Source organism: Paenibacillus sp. Soil522 (assembly GCF_001428245.1).
In the GTDB taxonomy this organism is placed as follows: domain Bacteria; phylum Bacillota; class Bacilli; order Paenibacillales; family Paenibacillaceae; genus Pristimantibacillus.
In genome coordinates this window covers 1-5,276 of record NZ_LMRV01000106.1, presented here as the reverse complement: position 1 = coordinate 5,276, position 5,276 = coordinate 1, and the positions used below count along the sequence as shown (strand labels likewise).

Sequence of the window (5,276 nt, the reverse complement as noted above, 5' to 3'; positions counted from 1 at the left end):
TCTTTGAGCAGGCGCGTAAGGAGCAGGGAAATGGCCAGGTGATCGAGCAGGAAAATCGTTATGATTGGGAAAGGCTGCAGATTGACGGGAAAGACTATGCAGCTTGGGAGAAAAAACTGAAGAACCTGCCGCTTGTCAGCGAGAAAAAATACTACAATTATTTTACCGAGAAGATGAATAGTATCAGGCAGTACGAGTCAGGCATCACCGCGTTGAATCTGGCCATCCTTTTTGAAGATCCGAAGTATGGAACGAAAGACGGCATCCGTGTCGGACTGACCGAAGCGGAGGTTATTGGGAAGCTTGNCGTTGAATCTGGCCATCCTTTTTGAAGATCCGAAGTATGGAACGAAAGACGGCATCCGTGTCGGACTGACCGAAGCGGAGGTTATTGGGAAGCTTGGCGAGCCGAACAAAAAGTCGGCTACGGAGTGGAGCTATAATGACGGCGATTATTCTAAATTTCATCTCTATTTCGAAGATGGAAAGGTCCTTTATATCGTAATCACGATGCCGTTGTAAGCGGGAGCCTGGTAAGCATAGGAGTAAGCAAGACACTCTTTGCTCAACGGAAACGCTGAGGCTGTCGGATCGTTCGACAGCCTTGCTGCATCAGGTTTCCTTCAAGGTATAAATTTTGATCAGGTTTCTGATAAATAATAAGCTCGAATAGAGCTCGCTGTTAGTCGAGGTGAATATGTACAGTGGCGTTAGAGATAACAACGATTAGAAGAGAAGAGCTGCTACGAAAAGCAGATGTATTAAAGCAATACGAAATCTACGGTTACCAAGTAGCTTATTACTTACTTGAAAATGAAATTCTAGCCACCAAAGCGGCCACCCAAGCGTTGATTGAGTTATTAAAAGATGAAGATTTCTTTCATCAAACCCAATCTCTTCAAAAGCAAAAAACGAAACAAGTCTTCATAAAGCAATCATTGTTGATCAAAGCTTTAGTTTTACAACAGACATCTTAAACTGAATAGACAACGACAGGTGATCGGCCATTCAACTAGCATGAAAGAACGGAGTAACTTTCATGCTCTGTGGTGCGGCATAAGAGATGCATGGATGGCTAACGGGCAGGAAAGTTACAATTCATGCTATACTTTGATACTAAGAGTATGACTTATCATGCTTCAGAGAACTTTCGTATTCAGTATTATTTTTGACAAACAAGCTGGCCAATACTGGAGCCAAATCGGTGGTACCCCTGAATGGGAAAAATAAAAATCCATCATTTCTCCCTCGGAATAAACATTGTGTCATGAATGGCTTTGCTGACGAATGAAACCGGAGGCTTGATGATTACGCTAACGGGTACGTTAGTTCAATGAAGGACTCTATACAAACGATGAAGGAGCTCCCGCGGCAGCTTTTTTACATTTTCACAAAAAAATTTTGTACATGTGTCTGAGATTGTCAGTACGGAGTGGTATTAATAGGTTTGTTAAATGTCCAATGTCGGAGGACAAGAACTAATATCCTCAAAGGACAAGAACTTATATCCATTCCCGATCCCCCACACTTTTATCTGGTCAATGGTCGATATTATTGCACAATAAAATATTCATAAGACAAACAAAATATACTTTGCGTCTCTTCCTGTGCTTGTTATCGATCAAGAACATATATCCATACTCGTAATGCAATACTAGTGTGTTTATGTACGTATGGTCAATCCGTCTGGCTGATCGTATTAACAACCGCATCTGGATAGACCTGTCTTTAGCCGCGTCAATTTTGATAAGCACCTATCCTCAATCGGTGGATGCTTATCCCTTGTTAAAATAATATTGTCGGTAATTGTTTATATGGCCGAAATAATACCGTGAGACTCTTAAAATGCGTTTCAGGTTCAAGTCCTTTTTATACCAAAGTGATTTGAGCACTTTTTTCTGTTTGTACAGCTTTTTAATTTCAGCAGATAATGCTGGTTCAGTTACATATTTTCGCAATACGACTTTTGGTACATTTGTCCAAAGGGCTGTTTTGTCACTGTGTACGCAGTCTTTGTCTTTGTCGTAAACGACATTATCTATCAGCGCAGCCACCATGTTAAGTCCTGCTGCCCTGACAAAAAAACTGCTTCTGCCAAGTCTCGGGTTAATTTCAAACATCATATATTTGCCTGTTCTGCTGTCATATTTCATATCGATATTGGAAAAACCGACATAACCAATCTTTTCAAGAAATGACTTTACCTTCTGATAAATGTCCATATCAGATCGGCAAATAATCGCAGCGTAGTTGCCAAGTGTTTTCGGCGTATATTCCTCAAGTACCGGCTGGCCGAGACACATCATTTTCACTTTCCCGTTGTCGTCGGAGTAGCTATTGATGACACGCATCGAGCTGTCCCGGCCAGGGATAAATTCCTGTATAATTAACTTTCCTTTATAATCGGAAGTATTCATGTTTCTGACCATCGATAAATACTCATCCTTAGTGTTAAAGAAAAACACCTTCTTTTTGCCTTCAAAATGACAGTGCAAATACGCGTAGGCATTGCTGTTTTCGGGCTTTACGACGATTGGAAATTGAAAATCCATTTGTTCCAGTGCTCTTTCGCGCTCATGCGACTCACAAACAATCGTTTTCGGATAATCCAGTCCATGTTTTTCACATAGTTTATAGAATTTATCTTTCGTATCAAGCGTATCAAGCAAAGCCTCGGAAATAAAATGATTCCCAATAAGTCCTTTGAATTTGCTATAATGCCGCGACAACATGGCAGCATAGTAATCCGAGCAAGGAATGACGACTAGTTTTCTGTTCGGGGCGGTGTGTTTTTCCAATATGGAAAGCAGAGCTCCCGGAAATACTTTCTCATGGTCAAATCGATCGATTTGAATGAGATCAAACAATTTGCTGTTCATGGTTGGGATTAACAGCCGGGTGCACAGCAACAGCGGCTTGATCTGGTAAGCCTCATGGATTAGTCTTACGTTTCCATATGCATTTTCATCGCTTCCAAGTATAATCGGAAAAAAATCGTAACTTTTCATGTTTTCTCCTTGTTCACATGTTCTACATTAATTCCTCTTATTATATCAAAAAAACATGCCTGCATTTAGGCGTGATTTAGTAAAAGAAGCCTTACAATGACACTATGAAGAAAAGTTGAAAGACAATTAAATCATTGCGCTAACGGGTACGATAGTGGAATGAAGCAGATTGCAGCGGCAGTCTGCTTTTACATTGAAGTAACTGACAAAATAGAAGTATACATATTATCCCAAATACGTTATTATGGTAAAGTGGTGCAGTGATAACGAGATAAAGAAGGGGCGTGTTTGGATTTTATGTATAAAGCAGTGTTTCTTGATTTCTACGGTACACTCGTGCACGATGATGATGTGTTCATTGAGGAAATATGCAAAAATATTTTGACATCGACATCAATTCAAACTACCACGAAAGACATCGGAAGATATTGGTGGGATTCTTTTTCTAAAACTTTTTACTCATCTTATGGCGATAACTTTAAAACTCAACGTGAAATCGAACTTTGTTCCTTAGAGGATACAATAGCCTTCTACAAGTCGTATGAAAACCCAAAAGTGCTTAGCGAAATTTTATATGATTACTGGAAATATCCCCAACTATTTGAGGATACAAATATATTTCTGGGGAGTATCAGTACCCCGAAAATAATCCTCTCAAACATTGACCGAAATGACATTCAATCTGCAATTAATCATAACGGATTATCATTCGAGAACGTTATTACCAGTGAGGATGTAAAATCTTATAAGCCAAGACCTGAGATGTTTCAAAAAGCCCTTGCGGAATATAATCTTAAACCTATAGAGGTTCTACATGTTGGGGACTCACTCACTAGTGATGTGGCTGGTGCCCAAAACGCTGGAATTAAAGTTGCTTGGATTAATCGAAAAAATAAAGAGTTGCCACAGAATTATTCCCCAGATTACATTGTAAATTCGTTAAATGAATTGATCCCTTTGTTACGTAATTAAGCTAAAGAGAAATTAAAATTGGGGGCGGAACTACTTGAGCTATGATTTTAATCGGGAGTGGCTCATAAAAAAGTTTGAAGAAATTCGTGGAAGAATTCTTAAAGCTATTGGCCAACTTGACGATGAACAACTCAATTGGAGACCTGACAAAACAAGCCATAGTATCTCAACATTAATTAAGCATATAGAAGGTAATATTCAAGAAAGAATCATCAAAGGAATCTTACTACAAGAAATTCAGAGGAATCGTGAGGACGAACTTAAACCAATGTACATAAAGAAATCAGAACTGGAAACGGTCATTCAAAACAAGTTTCAGTTGCTCATTGATTTAATTAAAAGCATTACTGACGAGAAGTTGGAAGAAAAGCAACTGGTGCGGAATCGCGAAAGGACTAATATTGACATGTTATATCAGTGTGCTGCCCATTATTCAGAACATATGGGGCAAATTTTTTATATCGCAAAACAATGCTTGAAGGAGAAATACAAATCTACATCTTTGTAAGATGTTCGGAGTATTGCTAAACTAACGGGTACGATAGTGCAATGATAGGCAGTAGAGTTCAAATCAAAAGGTTTTCGTGAAACAAATTGACATGGAATTAGTATCCAATTTAAAGCGCCCTTATTATATTCGGAGGTAATGAATATGACAATGCCAACCCATATTGTAGCTGTAGGCGGTATCGTAGAAAATGAACAAGGACATGTCCTTTTAGTGAAGACACAACATGGTGGGTGGGTATTTCCTGGTGGGCAAGTAGAAGTAGGTGAAAATCTAATGGATGCTTTAATTAGAGAAATCAAAGAGGAAAGCGGAATAGACGTGGTTGTTTCTTACTTGATTGGAGTTTATTCAAATACAGGAATTCATAAATGGCATGACGGTGTAACTGATATTCCAACCAAAGTAATGTTAGATTTTATGTGCAAGCCCATAGGTGGAGAATTATGTACTTCTGAGGAAACATCAGAAAGTTACTGGTTTGAAAAGGATAAAGTACTTGATATGGTCGCAGCTCCAGCTATACGTACTCGCTATCAAGCCTATTTGGATTTTGGAGGAAGCTCATGCTATATGGAGTATGTGACCAAACCTAATTTTGAAATAAAACTGAACCGAACTATATAATTTTTTCTAACAAGTCGTTAACCTAACGGTTACGATAGTTCAATAGCGAAGGGCTGCCGCGTGGCCAATGTCATTTAGTTAAGGTGCAGGTCCAAATATCAAGAAAAAGAGCAGGTTATCGAAAAAGATAGCCCGCTCTTTTTTTTGTACGAAAAAGAGAA

General features: G+C 39.0%; 5 protein-coding genes. 4 read left to right on the top strand and 1 reads right to left on the bottom strand.

The window, feature by feature from the left end:
* Nucleotides 1–704: 704 nt before the first annotated feature.
* A complete protein-coding gene (locus ASG81_RS28255; RefSeq protein WP_056642714.1) occupies nt 705–977 on the top strand; it encodes a hypothetical protein in 273 nt (90 codons plus the stop codon).
* Nucleotides 978–1,775: 798 nt separating this feature from the next.
* Here ASG81_RS28255 and ASG81_RS28250 read toward each other — a convergent pair.
* Nucleotides 1,776–3,008 (bottom strand): carboxylate--amine ligase, encoded by a 1,233-nt coding sequence (locus ASG81_RS28250; protein WP_056642713.1) that lies wholly within the window; start codon nt 3,006–3,008, stop codon nt 1,776–1,778.
* A gap of 297 nt (nt 3,009–3,305) precedes the next feature.
* On the opposite strand from ASG81_RS28250, the gene ASG81_RS28245 reads away from it, so the two are divergent.
* From ASG81_RS28245 to ASG81_RS28235, 3 genes are all read left to right on the top strand, one after another.
* Nucleotides 3,306–3,980, top strand: a complete 675-nt coding sequence (locus ASG81_RS28245) for an HAD family hydrolase (RefSeq protein WP_056642720.1) — start codon at nt 3,306–3,308, stop codon at nt 3,978–3,980.
* A 34-nt stretch (nt 3,981–4,014) separates the two neighbouring features.
* Nucleotides 4,015–4,488 carry a DinB family protein gene (locus tag ASG81_RS28240; RefSeq protein WP_056642710.1) on the top strand — a complete coding sequence of 158 codons (474 nt, stop codon included), beginning with the start codon at nt 4,015–4,017 and terminating at the stop codon, nt 4,486–4,488.
* 144 nt (nt 4,489–4,632) lie between these two features.
* On the top strand, nt 4,633–5,115 hold the full coding sequence (locus tag ASG81_RS28235; RefSeq protein WP_056642707.1) for an NUDIX hydrolase: 483 nt from the start codon (nt 4,633–4,635) through the stop codon (nt 5,113–5,115).
* Nucleotides 5,116–5,276 lie beyond the last annotated feature (161 nt).

Bases quoted from the DNA above. Each gene is read 5' to 3' on its own strand.
- ASG81_RS28250 (WP_056642713.1), bottom strand. From the start codon at position 3,008: ATGAAAAGTTACGATTTTTTTCCGATTATACTTGGAAGCGATGAAAAT.
- ASG81_RS28235 (WP_056642707.1), top strand. From the start codon at position 4,633: ATGACAATGCCAACCCATATTGTAGCTGTAGGCGGTATCGTAGAAAAT.
- ASG81_RS28245 (WP_056642720.1), top strand. From the start codon at position 3,306: ATGTATAAAGCAGTGTTTCTTGATTTCTACGGTACACTCGTGCACGAT.